Annotated in this window: 12 protein-coding genes and 1 pseudogene; 2 read left to right on the top strand and 11 right to left on the bottom strand. The window is 51.6% G+C overall.

The annotated features are described in order from the left end of the window. Nucleotides 1-19: 19 nt before the first annotated feature. The 3 genes from ACNRUY_RS01320 to ACNRUY_RS01310 all read right to left on the bottom strand — a co-directional run bounded on the left by ACNRUY_RS01320 (nt 20) and on the right by ACNRUY_RS01310 (nt 6224). Nucleotides 20-1414 carry an alkaline phosphatase gene (locus ACNRUY_RS01320; protein WP_488109830.1) on the bottom strand — a complete coding sequence of 465 codons (1395 nt, stop codon included), beginning with the start codon at nt 1412-1414 and terminating at the stop codon, nt 20-22. 32 nt (nt 1415-1446) lie between these two features. Beyond that, the gene (gene melB / locus ACNRUY_RS01315) at nt 1447-2844 is read right to left on the bottom strand and encodes a melibiose:sodium transporter MelB (RefSeq protein WP_488109829.1); all 1398 of its coding nucleotides are present in this window, start codon (nt 2842-2844) and stop codon (nt 1447-1449) included. Nucleotides 2845-3188: 344 nt separating this feature from the next. Then, nucleotides 3189-6224 (bottom strand): beta-galactosidase, encoded by a 3036-nt coding sequence (locus tag ACNRUY_RS01310; protein ID WP_488109828.1) that lies wholly within the window; start codon nt 6222-6224, stop codon nt 3189-3191. Between the two features lie 405 nt (nt 6225-6629). On the opposite strand from ACNRUY_RS01310, the gene ACNRUY_RS01305 reads away from it, so the two are divergent. Further along, on the top strand, nt 6630-7601 hold the full coding sequence (locus ACNRUY_RS01305) for a hypothetical protein (RefSeq protein WP_488109827.1): 972 nt from the start codon (nt 6630-6632) through the stop codon (nt 7599-7601). Nucleotides 7602-7728: 127 nt separating this feature from the next. On the opposite strand, the gene ACNRUY_RS01300 is transcribed toward ACNRUY_RS01305, so the two are convergent. The 7 genes from ACNRUY_RS01300 to ACNRUY_RS01270 form a co-directional block, all read right to left on the bottom strand. Then, entirely contained in the window at nt 7729-8292 is a 564-nt protein-coding gene (locus tag ACNRUY_RS01300) for a rhodanese-like domain-containing protein (RefSeq protein ID WP_488109826.1), read from the bottom strand. 61 nt (nt 8293-8353) lie between these two features. After that, the gene (locus ACNRUY_RS01295) at nt 8354-8800 is read right to left on the bottom strand and encodes a MauE/DoxX family redox-associated membrane protein (protein ID WP_488109825.1); all 447 of its coding nucleotides are present in this window, start codon (nt 8798-8800) and stop codon (nt 8354-8356) included. A gap of 133 nt (nt 8801-8933) precedes the next feature. Next, nucleotides 8934-10283, bottom strand: a complete 1350-nt coding sequence (locus ACNRUY_RS01290) for a rhodanese-like domain-containing protein (protein WP_488109824.1) — start codon at nt 10281-10283, stop codon at nt 8934-8936. Nucleotides 10284-10711: 428 nt separating this feature from the next. After that, nucleotides 10712-11608, bottom strand: coding sequence for a sulfurtransferase (locus ACNRUY_RS01285; RefSeq protein WP_488109823.1), 897 nt, complete (start codon nt 11606-11608; stop codon nt 10712-10714). 11 nt (nt 11609-11619) lie between these two features. Then, entirely contained in the window at nt 11620-12327 is a 708-nt protein-coding gene (locus ACNRUY_RS01280) for a TVP38/TMEM64 family protein (RefSeq protein ID WP_488109822.1), read from the bottom strand. After that, nucleotides 12324-12905, bottom strand: coding sequence for a carboxymuconolactone decarboxylase family protein (locus tag ACNRUY_RS01275; RefSeq protein WP_488109821.1), 582 nt, complete (start codon nt 12903-12905; stop codon nt 12324-12326). Before ACNRUY_RS01275 ends, ACNRUY_RS01280 begins: the two co-directional genes overlap by 4 nt. Nucleotides 12906-13169: 264 nt before the next feature. Then, the gene (locus ACNRUY_RS01270) at nt 13170-15065 is read right to left on the bottom strand and encodes a hypothetical protein (RefSeq protein ID WP_488109820.1); all 1896 of its coding nucleotides are present in this window, start codon (nt 15063-15065) and stop codon (nt 13170-13172) included. A 272-nt stretch (nt 15066-15337) separates the two neighbouring features. On the opposite strand from ACNRUY_RS01270, the gene grxD reads away from it, so the two are divergent. Continuing rightward, nucleotides 15338-15676 carry a Grx4 family monothiol glutaredoxin gene (gene grxD, locus ACNRUY_RS01265; RefSeq protein ID WP_488109819.1) on the top strand — a complete coding sequence of 113 codons (339 nt, stop codon included), beginning with the start codon at nt 15338-15340 and terminating at the stop codon, nt 15674-15676. A gap of 16 nt (nt 15677-15692) precedes the next feature. Here the strand turns inward: grxD and bfr are convergent. After that, nucleotides 15693-16165 (bottom strand): annotated as a pseudogene (gene bfr, locus ACNRUY_RS01260) (bacterioferritin). Nucleotides 16166-16506 lie beyond the last annotated feature (341 nt).

Raw genomic sequence — 16506 nt, 5'->3', positions numbered from 1 at the left:
GGTTTCAGGATCCTAATGCTCAGGAACCAATATTGACTTTCATGATATTGGCAATAGCCTGGGCCACCTGGACATTGTCCTTAAACCCGGCCAGCTGTTCCGAGCCTTTGCCGATGGCGGAAAGGGGAACCTGGTTGGCGGTATGGGCGTAGGATGTCCAGTAAACACCGGCCCGTCTGGACTGGATCTGGGCAACGGTGACCGCAACCGGATCGTAGCCACCGTAAACGGCAATGACGTCCTTATCACTGCGGTTCTTTTTATCGGCGACATCCATGGCGGTTTCAATCTGCCCCCGTTCCGCTTCGGTCAGGTCTCCCATGGCAAAGCTCTGGGCTATTTCACGGTAGAACGCCTTGCGGTCGCCGGTGTAGACATTTTGCAGGCTGTCTTCGATGGACATGTGGGCATTGGGGATTTTTTCCGGACTGATAAAGTAGTTTTTGCCGAAGCCAATTCCCAGGCCCCCGGTCTCATGGTCTCCTACCACGACGATCAAAGTGTCGTCGGGGTGTTTTTTATAGAAGTCCATGGCTTTTGCGATGGCGCTGTCAAACTCCAGGGTGTCAAGCACCGTGCCTGTTACATCCTGGGCGTGGGAAGCCATGTCAATACGACCCCCTTCTACCATCATGAAGAAGCCTTTGTCGGACTGGCTCAGAGTCTTGATGCCCTTATAGGTGATTTCTGACAGTGAGGGGGTGTCCATGGTCCGCTGACGGTCTATTTCATAGGGCAGATGTGAGCGGGTGAAAGATGCAAATACTTTTGATCCCCCCGCTGGCTGGAAGCTGTTGAATGCATTCACAGACTCTTTGCCGATAAATGTGGTGAAGCCTTTGCCCTTGAGTTCGGAAACCAGGTTTCTGTCGTCGGTTCGTTTTGATCCCTGTTCACCGGACCCGACGAAATAACTGTAGCCACCACCGGCGTAAAAATTGACCGGAGCGTTCACCATATCCACTGCAATATCGGCTTCATTGTTTCTGCTTTCATTCTTGGCCACGAACGAGGCCGGGGTGGCATGGGTGAGCCGGGTGGTGGTGATGACTCCGGTTTTCATGCCTTTTTCTGCGGCTCCTTCAAGGAGGGTTCTCACCGGGGTTCCCTTGGTATCCATGCCAATGGTGCCGCTGTTGGTTTTTACGCCAGAGGCCAGTGCTGTGGCGGACGCGGCCGAGTCGGTAATGATGGAGTTGGCTGAATGGGTGGTGGTGATACCGGCAATGGGCATGTCGTTCATGACCAGCTTGGCTTCAGGGTTGCCGGTTTTCTCCTTCAGGTAATATTCGCTGACCTGCCGTTGTGACGAGGCCATGCCGTCACCGATGAAGTAGAAAACGTATTTCGGTGTTTCTGCTGCAGCGTTCAGGCTGATAAAGGCCATTGCAGCGGCCAGCACTGTCTTTTTCATTGCATGCTCCTTTGATGGAGTTGGTTTTCGGGTTATCTCTGATAAACGGGTTCTGTCTGGCATTTTTCTTTATCCGGGCTACCGATGGTGACCGTGCCAGCTTCGAACTCGTCGGGATTAAAGCCTTCCTGGAGTTTGTAGAAGCGCTGGTAAATCCAGGCGCTTAACACAATCATCAGGGATGGGAAGCCGATCATCAGGAAGTTGATGCCCATGATGGTGGTTTCGCTCTGGGGCTGATTGGCCACGTAACCCACCAGGGAAAGGCCGACACCGATAATGAAAGCGCTGAAGGCTCCGGCAAACTTGGTCAGCATGGTCTGAACGGAGAAAATAATGCTCTCACTGCGTCGTGTGGTGATGTGTTCGCCATAATCCACTACATCGGCCAGCATCACGGAAACCAGGGGAGACAGAACGCCATTACCGAACTTCAGGGCAGCGCCCGCGCAGGCAATCAGAAGGACGTTGGTAGGGTCGGCCAGGTATCCGATGATCAGGATCAGTGATGAAATGATCGGGAAGCTGCAGCCAATGAGCCAGGTGTAGCGGCGGGGTAGAAGCTCGCTGATTCTGGGGAACACAAAAATGCCAAGAATTTCTGCAGCTCCTGCCGCCAGCATGAACTGGGCGAATAAACCGGCATCTCCGAGGGAGTAGGTGAAGTAATAGATGGCGAAACCGGAGACACCCATCATTGTCATATTGCTGGCCAGCAGGGTGCAGATCAGCACCTTGAGCTGGTCGTTGGATTTGATCACCTGCCAGGCGTCCCTGAAGGAGAAGCGTTCCGGGTTTTTAACAACGACGGTTTCCTTGACGTATTTTATGTTGATCAGGTTGGTGAAGATAAAGATGACCACAATGGCAATGGCGGCATTGAAAAAGCCGCTGCCCTGGTCACCGCTGCCCAGCTTGTTGACGATAACCAGTCCATAGGTGCCGGTGATAAACCAGGCAAAGCTGGCGAATAGCCGGGGCCAGACAATAAGCTTTTCCCGCTGTTCCCGGAGCCGGGACAGGGCCGGAATCATTGACCAGAAGGGGACGTCCAGAATGGTGTAGGTAATGCCCCAGAGGATATAAATGACGGCACCATAAACGTAGAGGGCGGTGCCTTCAAAAGTATGGGTGTAAAACAGGCCGATGAGCGTCAGGGAATTGACCAGGGTGCCAATAAACAGCCAGGGCCGGAATTTGCCGAATCGGGACTGGGTGTTATCCACAATCATGCCCATCATCGGGTCGGTGACTGCATCAATAATGCGCGCTGCAAAAAATACCGTACCGACAAAAGCGGCTGAAATACCCGCAACATCGGTAAAGTAATACATCAGAAAGATATAAATGGGGGCGCAGGCAAAATCTTTACCCAGTGCTCCCATGCCAAATGAAAATTTGGTTCTTATGGATAAATGGCCATCAGACATGTTCAGCCTCCTGCATTCCATTATTGGAATGGTCGCTATGCCCTTGTTAATGGATGGAGGGGAGAAGTGCTCTTTATAAACAACCTGATCCTGGGAGCCTGTCCGAGAATAGACTGCCCTGCTGCGAAGGCAGCAAATTGATCTGAAAATGTGCTTTCGCTCGTTAAATAGCTCGCTATTCGCCTCGCAAAATCACATTTTTATCTTCAATTTTCTGCCTTTCTCGCGACGGGCGCTATTCTCGGTCAGGCTCCTGGGGTTTATAAAAAGCGTCTCTCTTCTCCCCGGCTGTTTCTTGAATCGGTTTTGATCGTTCTTTTTCTGCTGTCGTGTTTCTCAGGGTTTTATTCCAGAGAAAACTGCCATTGATAGTCCTTTCGAGTCAGCAGGTATTCAGGCCTGACGCTGGGTGTCCAGGAGTCATCGCCTCCCACACCCATATGGAAGCCATCGATGTAGACATACAGTCCATCCTGTTCGACCAGTTCACAGGTGTGCCTGGACTGGGCCAGTTGCTCTTGTCCGAACGGGCTGACACTGAAGCAGAAATCTCCCTGTACCTTCAGATTGTCCAGTTCCAGTTTGCGGGTGTCGCACCTCAGGCCGTTGTCGGTGGGGAAGATATACGGCGTGTGCAGTTGTTCCGTGGGAAGAACCCAGTTTCCGTAATCGGCGGATAACTTGCGGTCCGGGTAGTTTTCATGGGGGCCACGCCCCTGCCAGGAGACCGTTTCCGGTCTTGAAGTGATTCTGAACCAGGCGCCAATTCTGGGCAGTCGGGGGATGGATGCAGCAATCCTCACCTGGACCTTGACGGCCAGGCGGCCGTTTTGATGGAACCGGTGTTGCCATTGAGTTAGCAGTACCCGCTGGCCATTGTGGTAATAACTGTGCAGGGAGTGGATGCTCCCCCGTTCCGGGTCGAATTGAATGTGCTCCCGCTTGTGTTCAAGGTGGGGCAGGCCTGCCTGTCGCCATTGTTCTGCCCAGGCGTTGGGGTCAGGAAAATCGACCTGGCTGACACCGTTGTCGTTATCCAGTGGTGCCCGGAAAAAATGATCCTGCAGGGAATCCAGAAGCTGTTCCTGCCCGGACTTGATCCAGCTTTCAATCCGGCCCGTGGCTTTGTCCAGTCGCCAGGAGCTGGTGGCGGTTTCTACCTGGTAATCATCTTGGGTTTCCCGGATAACGGCAGGAGGTTCAGGTGACTTCTCAAAGGAGCGCAGGGGGAGAGCTGCGGTTAAAGGTAACTGCTGCCGGGCCAGTTCATGGCCTGCTTCCGACCATTGGGTGGCCTCTGTTAAATGTATGGCCACTGTCAGATAAGTGGCTTTGCCTGCTTCAGGGCTCTCAATGGCCAGTATCCGGCTTTCCTGTGGCTTCAGGTTCAGAGGTGTCACGCCCTGGTCAATGCGACGATCGTCGTCAGATAGTGACCAGGAAAGCTGGTGGCTATCGGTACTGATGAACAGGTATTCACTGGTGACTTTAATGGTCAGAGGTGCCGGGCTGAGTAATTCAATAACAAAAGGTTGTTGGGCCCTTTTGGCTTCAAAAAGCGTGGGGTGGGGCGTTTTGTCCGGGAATACCAGGCCATTGATGCAGAACTGGCGGTCATTGATTTCGTCGCCAAAGTCGCCGCCGTAGGCCCAGTAATGGGTGTTGTCCGGGGTAAACCGGTCAAGTCCCTGGTCGACCCAGTCCCAGATAAAGCCGCCCTGAAGTCTGGGGTGTTCCCGGAACGCCTGCCAGTATTCAGCAAAACCACCCAGGCTATTGCCCATGGCATGGGCGTATTCGCAGAGAATAATGGGGCGGTTTTCATCGGGGCGGCCGAGCCACTGTTTCAGGGACCATTTTGGGGTGTCTGTATGCCACTGTTTCTGGTTCTGATCGGTGCGGGCATACATGGGGCAGATGATATCGGTCACCGGGGTGTCTGCACCGCCTCCCTCATACTGAACGGGTCTTGATGGGTCACAGGTTCTGGTCCACTGGTACATGGCATCATGCGCCCTGCCGTAGCCGGACTCGTTGCCCAGGGACCAGATAATAATGGATGGGTGGTTGAAATCCCGGGCGACCATGCGGGTCATTCTTTCCAGGAAGGCCCCGGCCCAGCGGGGATCATCCGCCAGCCGGTTCATGGGCTGCATGCCGTGGGTTTCGATATTGGCTTCATCGATCACATAAAGACCAAGCCTGTCGCACAACTGGTAGAAGCCTGGCTGGTGTGGGTAGTGAGAGCAGCGGACGGCATTGAAATTGTTCTGTTTCATCAGTTTCAGATGCTGTTCGACGTCCTCCAGGCTTTCAAAATGTCCGGTGGCCGGGTGGTGTTCGTGTTTATTGACCCCACGGATCAGCAGAGGCTTGCCATTGAGTTTCAGGCAGCCGTCGGTGATTTCTACTGTTCGAAAACCAACGTCGTATGCCTCGGTTTCCATTTCGGTAGTCTGGTCAGACAATAAGCTGACGGTCAGGCGGTAGAGGTCGGGCTGCTCAGCGCTCCAGAGTTTCGGGTGAGGGACGTTGAGCTTTACGTGGCAGCGATCGGGGTAGCCTCCTCCTTCATCAATGGGGTCTGTGCCCATGGACACAGTCTGGCTTGCGATTTCTTCTCCGGCGAAATAGAGGGATGCTTTAACGGGTGTTTTTTCAGGTGCCTGGGCATCCACGGTAATACTCAGCTGACCATGGCGGTACTCACTGTCCAGTACCGGTGTGACCCTGACATCACGGAGGTGGGCCAGGGGCTTGCTGAGTAGGTAAACCGAGCGATAGATGCCGCTTAACCACCACATATCCTGATCTTCGAGGTAGCTGCCATCGGACCAGCGCATGACCATGACCCCAAGGCGGTTTTCCCCGGGTTGAAGGTAGGGAGTCAGGTCAAATTCCGCGGGTAGCCGGCTGTCCTGGGAATAGCCTACCCATTGACCGTTGCACCAGAGATAAAAGGCGCTGTTGACACCGTTGAAAATAAGAGTGGTTGTTTCATCTTCGGGCCAGTGGCTGGGCAGAGTGAAGCGGCGGCAATAGCAACCGGTGGGATTGTGCTCTGGAACTTCTGGCGGGTTGACCGGGAAGGGGTATTTGACGTTGGTGTAGATTGGGTGATCAAACCCCTGGAGTTGCCAGTTACCTGGAACGTTGATGACCTGCTTCAGCGGGATTTCCAGCCAGTGCTCCGGGACTGCTTCCGGGGATTCAAACAGCTCAAACTCCCACTCGCCATCCAGTTTGAGCAGGGATGGACTTGGGTTGTTATTGATGGCGTCTGCCAGGTTTCGCCAGCTGGACAGTGGGGTGTGGGCTTTCTTCCGGTTAATAGAGGTGACCTCTGGGCTTTCCCAGTCACGGCGCTGGAGGCTAAGCATGTTGACCTCGGTTGGTATTGTATGATTTGTTTCGATCTGTCTTTCATATGCTTTCGAAGCATTATCTGGGTTTTTTGATAAAAAAAGATGATGTTTGTCAATAAAAGGTTTTCTTCGAGATGGTGCGACTGTTTTTTTTCAGGGTTTCTGCTTTAAATGGATACTTTTAAGGCATTTTGTCGGGTATTTATTCGCCAGAGGCTGGGAGCGATTCCGCAGATATCCTGTCGGAGGATGTTTTTAAAATGAAAGATTGTCGAAAGGGCTTGTGTTGATTTATGTCAATAAAAAAAGGTTGTGAAATAATAAGATGGCGCGGCGATAACAATAAGTCAGTTCCAAGGGTGCGGGGTGAGTGCTCTGAGTGATTCGGCCCTGTGCCTGAAACCAACAGGAGAGAACACTATGTGCTTTTTTGCTGCGCTGAAAAAGGGGGCGCTCTTTGTCTTATTGGCGGTGCTGGTTGGGCTCGGCCAGTCTGCTGAGGCAAAGACAGAGCCGTTTGTCAGTGGTCTTTTAATGCATGTTACCCACTATGACCCGAAGTGGATCAACAATAAGCCGGATGAAAAACCTTTTGATCGTGAAGGGGCGATCGAGATTGTAAGGGCGATGCATGAAGTCGGCATGAACACGCTGATTGTGGATATCGAAGACGGTGTTATTTATGACTCGCATCCTGAAATGACCCGGCATTACAGTGTGCCAATGTCCGATGTTGTGGCTGTTGCCCAGGAAGCCAGGCGACTGGGAATTGATTTTATTCCCAAGCTGAATTTTTCCAAGAGCGGCCGTACCCGGCACGATCACTGGCTGATCCCCAATATTGATCCCTTTGGTAACTTTGTGGCGGATCGAAAAAATTATCTGAAAGTGACCAAGGAGATTATTGATGAGGTGCTGGAAAACGTCGGCCCGGTGAAGCGTTTCCATATTGGTATGGATGAAGATCACTGGCGTTCAGTGCCCCAGTTTGTGGAGGATATCGTTGAGTATCGGGAATACCTTGGCGACAAGGGAATTGAAACAGTGATCTGGAATGATGGCAGCTACCTTAACCGTCGCTCCCATGCCCAGGTGTTTGGTGAAAAGATCTTTGCTGCGGCACCGGATATTCCCCGGGATGTTGTGCATATGGTGTGGGATTACGACGTTGCCAAGAAGGGAATTCTTGAGCCTTACGTTGATCTTGGATTCCCCGTATGGGTAGCCCCCGGTACTGACCCTGATGTGATCAAGGCCTGGAAATCTGTTATGCGCAAGGAAGGCGGCAGTGGTCTGATTCTTACCCGCTGGATCAAGTGTGACAAAGAGAGAAAGGATGAGATCCTGAGCCTGGTTCGTGAGCTTGGACCCATGTTGACCTCCCTTGATTAAGGGGCGGTTGCAACAGCAGGAAAGCAGGTGAGCCTTTATGGCTGCCTGCTTTTAGTGGTTTCAGTTGCATTCCGCTCCACCAGGAAGTTTTTGTGAACTTCCTGGGCGTTTAACACTGAACGGTCATTTACTCACTGGCGGTGTCCAGGCCTGCACCTTTCCAGGCATAAATGCCGCCCGGGTAGCGATATACATTGTTGTAGCCCAGTTTTACGGCCCAGGCTGCAGCGTTGTGGCTTCGACCACATTTAACAAACCCGCAATAGAAAACCAGGGTCTTATTTTTATTGTTACCCAGTAACTGGGTAAAGGCTTCCAGAGATTTACCCCCTGTTTCCCGGCTGTTCCATTCAGGCATGTTGTCAATGGGGAACTCAAACTGAACGGCGGAAGGGATATGGGCTTTTTTATAGCTGTCTTTGTAGGGCATCGCATCAATGATCAGCGCATCTTTACCGCTGCTTACCAGGTTGTTTACGGCCTGGGTGTCCATCAGTCGATAACCGCCTGCAAGGGTGTCATTGTGAAGTTTAATGGCCACCTTTTCCGTTTTAACTTCCGTTTCAAATTTGTCCTCAAACAGACTGGCATTTGCTGTCAGGGATAAGCCAGTCAAACTGGTGGTTAACAGAAAGGCCGTAAGCAGGGCGTTTTTTTTGGGGGCAGGAATTCGAAAAGTGCCGATGGTCATGTTTTTCTCCTGTTAAGTAAGGGATTCCCCATCATCTGGGTTTAAAAAATACGGGCGGTTCTCAGGTTGCAGGGGTTTTGTCCGGTATCAAAAAAAACAGGTTGAAGACACAGAAAACGCTTGTTATTCCAGTGATAAAAGCCTGGGTAATGAACTGTGACTTGAGCCGGGGGTAGACTTGCGATTCAAGTGAACCGGGCAGGTAGCATCCGCAGTCCAGATTCAGTCCCCGTGCAAGAGCAAGGCCTGATAAGCCTGTATAAGCAGCCAGGCAACAGACTGCAGGTGTTATAGAGGTTAGTGAAGTTAAAGCCAGCAACGCACAGAGGGTTAAGGCAGCAGGGGCAATCAGGGAAAGAGGGGTAATGAGTGGCGGTGGGGCAACGCCGGTATCCCGGAGCAGCAGGGCGGTTTGTTCCGGGATGAAATAGCTTTCATAGGCAAGCGCTGCCGTTGTCAGCATTACCAGGCAGGTAAAGATGGGCTGGAGGTTAGGATGCTTTTTCATAAGGTTTATATCCAGAAGGGTTCCAATCCCCATTGAAAACGGGCTGCTGTCAGCGGGCGGTTAGCCGCAGGCATGAGTTATTCAGGCCTGCTTTGTCAGCCCGCCAGCCTCCGTTGTTTTTGAGGCAGGTACTTCAGCTTTTTGTCGCAACCGGATTGTCTGGATCCATACTCCAGCCCACCCAGCCGTCATCAAAGACGCTGATGTTTTCCCATCCCATCAGGTAGGCGGCAAAGAAAGCTTCGCTGGCTCGCCAGCCGGTACCGCAGTAAAAGCTGACCGATTTTTCCGGAGTGATGCCCTGCTCTTTCCACAGCGCTTCGATTTCGGTATAGGCTCTCAGGGTGCCATCGATATCTTCATAGTTGAGCATGTCGTAAGCGGTTTCCCCGCTGTCCAGAAGGATCGAGCCAGGAATATGCCCTGCTTTGTCGTAATAGCTGTAACCGGATTTTTCTCCGTAGAACTCATCGGGGGTCATGACACTGGCCAGAATGCCGTCCGGGTTGGCCAGCAGGGCTTTGGCTTCGGGAGTGTTGATCACCAGCTCTTCATTCATCGTGAGTGAATAACCGGTTTTATCAAGAGGGGCAGATAAGTTGTTGCCTTGTTCCAGTGCGAACCCTTGTCTTTTCCACGCCTGCTTGCCGCCATTGAGAACGCGGACATCCTTTACGCCGGCATAGAGCATCGCCACTGCTGTGCGATAGGCAGCCATGGGCAGCTTGTCAGAATAAAGAATGACGGTGGTATTGGCATCGATACCGTTATGGGTCAGAAGCTGGGCAAGCTTATTGTCAGGAACGTAATTCCAGGAAGGGGAGTTGTTGGGGTTCCATTCAATTTTGCGGGTATCCAGATAAATGGCTCCGGGAATATGGCCGCTCACATACTGACGTTTTTCATCGTAGCCAACTTCAAGCAAAACGTGCTTGTTACTCTTGAGGTTTGAAGAGGAATTATCCTCAATAAGTCCGTGAAGCCACTGGGGGTAAACCAGGGCTTGATAATTGGTTAATAGCTCCGTGTCGTTGCCAGCTTCTCCCCAGGCTTTGATGCCACCCTTCAGGTTGTAGACCTTATCGTAACCCAGCTGCCTCAGGGTCTGGTAAAAGGCCTTGCTCTGTCGGCCGGTATTGCAATAAACAACAATGGTCTTGTCAGAGGTGATACCCTTTTCCGTTAACAGTTCCAGCTGTTCTTTTTCATTGCCGGCCAGAGTCAGCCAGTCGGGTTGAAAGTTAATGGCACCTTTAATATGTCCTGCCTTGATGTTTTCCCGGACGGGCCAGCCATTGAAAAACGCGTCTTTGCGAATATCAACCACCACAAGTGGCTGGTTTTCAGTTCTGTGTTGTTTTAGCTCGGTGACCGTCATGTCCTGGACTTTGTATTCTGGATGGTCTTTTGCAGAATACTGGCAGCCTGAGAGCAGCAAGGCGGACAGAGCGATTCCGCTCACGGTTTTGAGCAGGGGGGTCATGGTGGTTCACTCCTGTTGGTTCAATAGCAACATATGCCCGCAGCAAAAGAACGAAGTTTTGTGCCACCCGAACCGGTGAAAAACGGGAAGCAAAACAGGTTTCACTACAAAGCAAAGTGATAGTTCGGGCAGCCTGGTTTACCGGTGTAAGACCGGGGGCTGACCTGGTTCGTGTTATAAATGCTCTGTTTGACGGGAAAGGGTTGTTATCCCAGGCGTCCCTTTTTCAGAGCAGGGGGGGGAGGTTTCAAGCTGGGGCCGACAGAAAGAGAGCCCCCGGGAGAGAGGTGATAAAAACAATGTGTTATTCCTTCAGTTGCGAGTTCAATAGTCGCGATATGTTTTTATCTTATCAGTACCCAGTGGCTTTTTCTTGAACGCAGATCAAAAAAACAGCGCTGCATTGAATGGAGCGCTGTTCAGGCTGATTACTCGGTCCGGGTATAAGGCAGGGCGGCCCAGCGATAAAAGGATGGGTCGTAGTTTCTGACGTTTGAATACCCTGCGGCTTTCAGGGCGATGGCCATATGGGCGGATCGGATACCAGCGGTGCAATAAGTGATGATCTGGCTCTCTTTGCTAATGCCCAGGCTGGCCATCATGGCGTCAACCTCCTTAAGGGGTTTCAGCTTGCCCTGAGAATCCAGAAGCTGGTCGTAGGGCAGGTTGATGGCTGCCGGCAGGTGTCCGCCTCTGGCTTCGCCGTAGTCGGTGGCACCGTCAAACTCTTTCTGTGAGCGGGTATCGATAATTTTTACCTTGCTGTAGTGCTCCAGAAGGGCCGGGGTGCCTGTGGTCAGGCTGTCATCTTTGCTCTGGATGCTGAACTCACTGGCTGAAGTAAACAGCTTGGGAAGCAGGCTGGTCTTATACTTTTTTTGCTTCCATAGGGGGTAGCCGCCGTCCAGTATTCTGACATTGGTTAATCCCGCAGAGAGGAGGCTCCAGGCAACCCGCCCATCCTCACCCCAGCCCTGAGGTGTGTCGGCATAAACAACAATTTTGTCGTCTTTTTTCAGGCCAAGCTTGCGGATGCTTGCTTCCAGTTCCGAAGAAGGGAGCAGTGTTCCCCAGTGTTCGGTGCCGGGGTCGCCGGTCATGTCGGACAGGGACTGCCAGTCAGTGACAATGGCACCAGGAATATGGCCTTTCAGATAGGCTTTATAACCCCTTGCATCAATGATCTTCAGGCTGTCCAGGTTCTGGCTGACCTCTTGTGCATCGATAAAATAGTCGGCAGGAGCCGCCTGGAGCCTGGCGGCTGAAAAAGGCAGCAGGCAAATAATGAAAAACAGGGTGAGCGTTGCTTTGAGCGGGCGTCGCATGGCTGAGCTTCCTATACCTCTGAAACGGTTTTTCTGTCGCTATGGGCATTTGGATAAATGCTTTTTAAAAAGAACACCAGAACACTGACGGCAAACAGTGTCAGTAACCCTGTCACAAACAACCGGGCACCTCCGGTGAGCATGCCGCCAACATAGGAGTAGATCAGGGTGGCGGGTAACTGCCCGATGCCGGTGGCGATCAGAAAATGTCGCACTTTCATCGGTGTGAGCCCTGCGGCGTAACTGACCACATCAAAAGAGACAAAGGGCAGCAGACGGGCGATCAGGATTGTGTATTGTCCGTGGCGGGCAAAGAAGGCATCCACCTGCTGCAGGGCAAAGCGACTGGTCAGGCGCTCTGCCAGGCCTCGACCAAACCATCGCGCCAGAAGAAAGCAAAGTGCCGCTGCTACCATTGAGCTGGTCCAGGACAGCAGGGCGCCCTGCCACCAGCCAAAGATGGCGGCATTGGCAAAGGTAATAATGAAGGCCGGCAGAGGGGCGGCTATGGCCTGAAGGATCATCATCAGGGCTGACACCAGTGGTGCCCAGACGCCAAAGCCCAGGATGTACTCCCTGGCGCTGTCGATATCCACCTGTGCCAGGGTGTGCAGCATATCTATAGTCAGCTGACGCAGGGGAGGGATGGTTGCGATGGCCAGGGCCAGGCTGCTCACAAGTCCGACCCGGATTAGCGTTGTACGTGTGTTTTTGGTCATGAGGGGTCTTGCTCTGCCGGAGTTTTATTGCCCCGAGGTGGGATTTTGCAGAAGCCTTCGGCAGGAACGTCAAGGGCTGCATTGAACTTGCTGGAGAGGTTCTGAAAGGCAATGAGCCCGGTCAACTCCACCAGGGCATCACCGTCAAAGTGATGTTTGACCTGTTCCATCAGCTCGGGGGTGACATGGCGGTCGCTGTAGGTAACGGCTTCGGTGTATTCCAGGGCAACCCGTTCCTTTTCGTCAAACAGGTCGCTGTCGCGCCAGTGGTCCAGAGCATCCACTTTGTCCGTTCCGCCCGCTCTGGTGGCCAGAGTCATTGAGTTAACGTCCACGCAGAATTCGCACCAGTTAATCTGGGAGACCCGGACGGTTACCAGGGAGCGCAGCAGGGGGGAGAGAGGGGAGCTTTTGCGATCCAGAACTCCATACAGGGCGGCAACGGCTGCAAACAGGCGTGGAACCCTGGCCCAGAGGAGACCCGGCTTGAGCACTTTGCCGTACCGCCGCTTCTGGCTCCAGAAAAAAGGTTTTAGCCACCAGGGGTAGTGTTTCAGCGGTTTTTCCGGAACGTGCATGATGGGTACCAATGGTCAGTCAGGTGTTATGAAAATAGTAAAGGGATATCTCCAGCCCGAAAAGTAGGGAGCCCGTGGGAGAGGGAGAAACATTTGACGCCTTTTTCATCAACGAAGTTATGACCCTGGGCAAAATACTGGCTTTTTATTCAGAAACAGGGCAATAAATGGGTTGCAGCCGAAAGGACTCGGCAGATACACGTAAGTGGTCTTTTAAATCTGTAGGGGGAGGGGCGCCTGTCTCTCTCCCTTGAAAGGCAAGGATTATTGGTTGGTAACAGGCGGTCTGCTTAACGGTTCAGGCTCTGGCAGCTTTCCTGGTCGCCAATTGCGGTTTCTGGAGTCAAATCCGGATTTTGGCCAGAATGCTGTTCTGGAAAGGCCCCCATAGGTGGTTTTAAATGAAAGGATTCCGTTGATGCTGCCCGGCTGGATGCTTATGAAATCGGTATCATCTTCATTTCGTATACCCCGGCTACCCACAAAAGCCAGGCTTATTGTTCCGTCACTGCTTATAACGGGATTCAAAAGATACCAGAACACATTATCGACTGTCTCATCGGGTGGCTGACCGGGGGGAGTTGGAATGGTCGTAGTTGCTGTTGTTTCTACAGCTGTTTTAGCTGGGGGGAGAGGGGTAATGGTTATATCTTCCTGTCTTGTTTGAGTTGTTACCTCCATAGCATGCGGCCTCTGGGCTACAGGGAATAAAAGGGGGTGGTCAAATTGTTTGTCCAGAATCAGCCTTTTTCCCTTTATTGCATAGAAGCGAAATCGAGCGATTGAGGCATAGCTTGCCGTCCTGTCAGGTTCATAGAAGGAGATGTATCGAGAATAGACCTCTTCCATTTGAGGGTGGAATGAAAACCTCCCCTGCTGTGGAAACCCTTTTGTGGGAGAGTAAAGGGGGAAAGGTTCTGGCAAAGAGGGAAACCCAGGTGATTGATTGATCGGGCTAAAGCAGTTGCAGGATGAGCCGTCTTCGGGTTGCGCGTCGTTGACTACGCTTGCAACCATCAGGTGCCCGGATTCCGTAATAAGAAGGTTGTTGGCGGGATGAGATTCTCTACCATCGGTGCTGAAAGGATAAAACGTTTCAGAAAAACGTCCAGTTTCATTTTTTACGATGGCATAAACGCCGGTGTTATCCGCTGTATACAGGTCGCCTGTACTATCAACCACTGCTCCGCGGAGAATGTTTTTCTCATACGTCTTTTGAAAAAGAATGCTTCCATCGGATATATCAAGCACGGTGATGCAGCGGTTACCCAAAACATAAAGAGCGCTGTCAGAAAGTGCGAGCTGAGGTTTGTAGTACCATGTTGCATGAACGGACTTCCCGAAGTTCAGCTGCTTTTCCCACAAACGCTGGAGACTAACGTCGCTGTTAACAGGGGCTGTTGAATATATATGAGTGGCTGACACGTGGAGAATGTCATCACCTTCATAGTTGCCTTCGGACACTGAGGCAACAACGGTTTTGCCGAAACCAGCGATGGTAGGCTTCCTCTTCAGGTTCTTTATTCTATCGTTGATCCCTTTATCATCAAACAAGGGGACAGGTGAGATGTACTGCGCTAAAGGGCCGTCCTTGCTGTAGGGGACGATTTTCATTTGGTCGCCCTGAATAAAAAAGATGCTTTCCAGTTCTTCATTGATAACCGGTGAAGTGGAGTTCCAGGCTGTTGTTTCAGCAATGGTTATAACCTCTGCTTTATCATCTTGTGGATTGTAGTAGGAAAGCATATCCCAACCGTTCAGGATGAGGGTTCCATATTTATTCATTGAAAGGGCTGGCTGCCAGACCGCTTTGGCTGGCAGTGCTCGCTCGAAAGGTATGTAGTGCTTTCCTGCAACAGGGTCAGGAATCACAAAAAGCTTTCGTTCATCCGTGTAAATCAGATGTTGATCACTGGCCATCATGTCTCCAATGATCAAAGGGGCTTGATAATTGCCTTCGCTCGTCCCCGGAAGGCTGTATAGAGAATTCCATACTTCCGGATAGGTGGTCAGAATGGGGTTGGCACTAATGTTTGACCCCATTGAAAGAGACAGCATTATTGTTACTGGTAAAATAGAGAGCAACTGGCGAATTAAGGCCTCTGTCCCATATAAAGGGTGCCGCCAGCGGGTGAAAATACGAAAGTCTGGGTCAGCCATAACCAGGCTCCTCTCAAAACGGTTTCTTTGATCGAATACCCAATTTTGTCGTCTCGCCGAAGCATAGCATTGCACACCATCGGTACTGTGTTCTGGCTACTGACTTTTTCGCAATTAAAAAAACATGGCATTCTGCTTTTGATTATTGCCCCGCCCTTCCAGTGAACTTTTTCACTGTCTGCTGGAAGGATAGAGGCATAACCTATGGTGGTACTCGGGTATTTTCATTAGAATGCCCAAGTTAACGATTCCAACATTGAAGAGGTTGTCTCATGGACGTTATGGAGCAAATAAAAGAGCAGGTTGAGACCCACACCATTCTGCTGTACATGAAAGGTTCCCCCAAGCTGCCTCAGTGCGGTTTCTCCTCCAAGGCTGCCCAGGTGCTGATGGCCTGTGGTGAGCAATTTGCCTTTGTGGATGTGCTGGCGAACCCGGACATCCGTGCAAACCTGCCAAAATACGCCAACTGGCCTACCTTTCCTCAGCTCTGGGTAAAGGGTGAACTGGTAGGTGGCAGCGATATCATTATTGATATGTACAACAGCGGCGACCTCCAGAAGCTGATTGCAGAGGCGGTGGGTAAAAACGAAGAGAACGCTGCAGAGTAATGACGGTTGTGGGGGCTTACCCCCCTCCGCTCTGGGCCAGCAGGTAGTTCTGCATTCCAAGGGTATCGATCTGGCGCAGGTGAATCTCCAGGGCATCCAGATGCTCTTCTTCTGAGTGGAGGATTTTCTCCAGCAGTTCCCGGGAGATAAAGTCTTTCCCCTGTTCACAGCAAAGGATGGCCTCCCTGAAGGCGGGAATGGCCTTTTTTCCTGCTCAAAATCCGCTTCCAGAATGCCCCTTACATTGTCTGAAATGATCGGTTTTTCCATGTACTGGAAATCGGGCATGCCTTCCAGAAACAGAATCCGCTCAATCAGCCAGTCGGCGTGCCACATTTCGTCGATGGATTCTTTATAGATGAAATCAGCCAGGCGGTTGATTCCCCAGCTTTTCAGCATTTTGGCGTGGAGAAAGTACTGGTTGATGGCGGTGAGCTCATTGGCCAGAACCCGGTTAAGGTGTTCAATGATCTTACAGTTCCCTTCCATACGCTGTACTCCGGCGAGTTGTAAACAGGAATGACCTGAAACAGCCGCAAGTATGGTTGGTCGTACCGCAGTGTCAAATTTCAACTTATTGAAAAATAATACAAATCTTTATTGTTTCGGTTTGCCGGCAGAGAGAAAGGCGACACTGGTTATATCCTTATTATTGCTTTCCGGTTGTTTGATAGTCTTTTTCTATGTAATGAAAGATAAAATTCATGGTGATTTATGAGCTCGCTGGTAGGCGAAAACCGCAGGCGCGTGTATTATTGTCCCGGTTATATATTCTGTGATGCGTACAATGCAGGGTGTCTTACTTACCTTGTTTGATGGTTCGATGGCAT

The organism is Endozoicomonas sp. Z74, assembly GCF_057680865.1.
The sequence above is the reverse complement of the archived record's forward strand: the minus strand, read 5'-3'. Positions and strand labels throughout refer to the sequence as shown.

What these genes read in the sequence shown, in the direction of transcription:
- ACNRUY_RS01320 (WP_488109830.1), bottom strand. Translation starts at nt 1,414, where the DNA reads ATGAAAAAGACAGTGCTGGCCGCTGCAATGGCCTTTATCAGCCTGAAC.
- melB (WP_488109829.1), bottom strand. Translation starts at nt 2,844, where the DNA reads ATGTCTGATGGCCATTTATCCATAAGAACCAAATTTTCATTTGGCATG.
- ACNRUY_RS01310 (WP_488109828.1), bottom strand. Translation starts at nt 6,224, where the DNA reads ATGCTTAGCCTCCAGCGCCGTGACTGGGAAAGCCCAGAGGTCACCTCT.
- ACNRUY_RS01305 (WP_488109827.1), top strand. Translation starts at nt 6,630, where the DNA reads ATGTGCTTTTTTGCTGCGCTGAAAAAGGGGGCGCTCTTTGTCTTATTG.
- ACNRUY_RS01300 (WP_488109826.1), bottom strand. Translation starts at nt 8,292, where the DNA reads ATGACCATCGGCACTTTTCGAATTCCTGCCCCCAAAAAAAACGCCCTG.
- ACNRUY_RS01295 (WP_488109825.1), bottom strand. Translation starts at nt 8,800, where the DNA reads ATGAAAAAGCATCCTAACCTCCAGCCCATCTTTACCTGCCTGGTAATG.
- ACNRUY_RS01290 (WP_488109824.1), bottom strand. Translation starts at nt 10,283, where the DNA reads ATGACCCCCCTGCTCAAAACCGTGAGCGGAATCGCTCTGTCCGCCTTG.
- ACNRUY_RS01285 (WP_488109823.1), bottom strand. Translation starts at nt 11,608, where the DNA reads ATGCGACGCCCGCTCAAAGCAACGCTCACCCTGTTTTTCATTATTTGC.
- ACNRUY_RS01280 (WP_488109822.1), bottom strand. Translation starts at nt 12,327, where the DNA reads ATGACCAAAAACACACGTACAACGCTAATCCGGGTCGGACTTGTGAGC.
- ACNRUY_RS01275 (WP_488109821.1), bottom strand. Translation starts at nt 12,905, where the DNA reads ATGCACGTTCCGGAAAAACCGCTGAAACACTACCCCTGGTGGCTAAAA.
- ACNRUY_RS01270 (WP_488109820.1), bottom strand. Translation starts at nt 15,065, where the DNA reads ATGGCTGACCCAGACTTTCGTATTTTCACCCGCTGGCGGCACCCTTTA.
- grxD (WP_488109819.1), top strand. Translation starts at nt 15,338, where the DNA reads ATGGACGTTATGGAGCAAATAAAAGAGCAGGTTGAGACCCACACCATT.